The organism is Oleiphilus sp. HI0125 (assembly GCF_001635355.1).
This window is the reverse complement of record NZ_LWGF01000233.1, coordinates 1-1,434: the sequence shown is the minus strand read 5'-3', so window position 1 is coordinate 1,434 and position 1,434 is coordinate 1. Positions and strand designations below refer to the sequence as shown.

The following is a 1,434-nucleotide window of genomic DNA, read 5'->3' as shown; positions in this document are numbered from 1 at the left end:
TTATTCATGCTTTCATTTTGATCAAAAGAGAGAGTTCAATGACCTACCCAAGAGACCTCGTTGGTTATGGCCAACATACGCCTAAAGATGTGTGGCCAAAAGGCCAGCGTGTTGCAGTGCAGTTCGTTATTAATTACGAGGAGGGTGGTGAGAACTGTATTCTACATGGTGATCCTGCATCAGAAGCATTCTTGTCTGAAATTATAGGAACTCCTGCAATGGAGGGCGTTCGCCACATGAGCATGGAATCTATCTATGAGTATGGAAGTCGAGCAGGGTTTTGGCGTCTTCACCGAATGTTCACGGAACGCAACATGCCAGTCACAGTTTATGGTGTGACAACAGCATTGGAGAAACATCCAGAAGCTGTGCAAGCCATGAAAGATGCTAACTGGGAAATCGCGGCACACGGATATAAGTGGATTAATTATCAGTACATTGATAAAGATGAAGAACGTCGTCAAATTCAAGAAGCGATCAAAAAGCATGAAGAAATTACCGGTGAACGGCCGCTAGGTTGGTACACCGGACGAACTAGCCCGAATACACGTGATTTAGTGTATGAAGCAGGTGGTTTTATGTACGACGCTGATTCGTATGCTGACGATCTTCCGTATTGGGTGTATGACTACGAAAACCCATATCTAATCGTCCCATACACGCTTGATACGAACGACATGCGCTTTGCAACGAACCAAGGTTTCAACACTGGAGAGCAATTCTTCACCTACCTAAAAGATGCCTTTGATGTGCTTTACGCGGAAGGTGAAACAGCGCCAAAAATGTTAAGTATTGGCTTGCACTGTCGTTTGGTTGGTCGTCCAGGTCGTGCCGCGGCTCTGGCGCGTTTCTTAGATTATGTTCAGTCGCATGAAGATGTTTGGGTGACGCGTCGCATAGATATAGCCAAGCACTGGCATGAGAATCACCCTCCAGTTAAGTAAGTCAGAGCTTCTGCGCTTACTTATACTGCGTTAAAAATTGGGGTCAGAGTAAAAGTACTCCGACCCCAATTTTATTCTTCCAAACTTTAGCTACACTTTTGTTCAATTTTAGAACTTCTATTGGGGTGACCTATATCTACTGAGCAAGAGCAAATGAAACTCCTTATTGATCTTCACTCGCACAATGAGCGTCAAGGCCCCGGCGGTAAAGCACAGACTGAGTTAGCGATTTATTTGGCCGGCTTAGATTTTCAGGTCAAGTATCGCATCGCAGATATTGGCTGTGGGACAGGCGCAGCGAGTCTCGTACTGGCTGATACCTTAGATTGCGATATTACTTCGGTAGATTTTCTGCAGGCCTTTTTAGGTGTGTTGAATGATCGAGCTTCTGAGGCGGAATTCGCTTCAAGGATTTCGACGCTCTGTGCTTCGATGGATGATCTACCTTTTGAAGTAAATAGTTATGATGTTTTATGGTCTGAAGGCGCAA

The 1,434-nt window shown here is 45.0% G+C and carries 2 protein-coding genes; both read left to right on the top strand.

What is annotated here, in order from left to right; translation table 11 throughout:
- The first annotated feature begins 38 nt into the window (after nt 1-38).
- Entirely contained in the window at nt 39-944 is a 906-nt protein-coding gene (gene puuE / locus A3762_RS03550; RefSeq protein WP_068754119.1) for an allantoinase PuuE, read from the top strand.
- A gap of 153 nt (nt 945-1,097) precedes the next feature.
- A partial coding sequence (locus A3762_RS03545) for a class I SAM-dependent methyltransferase (RefSeq protein ID WP_156493192.1) occupies nt 1,098-1,434 on the top strand: 337 nt, incomplete at its 3' end.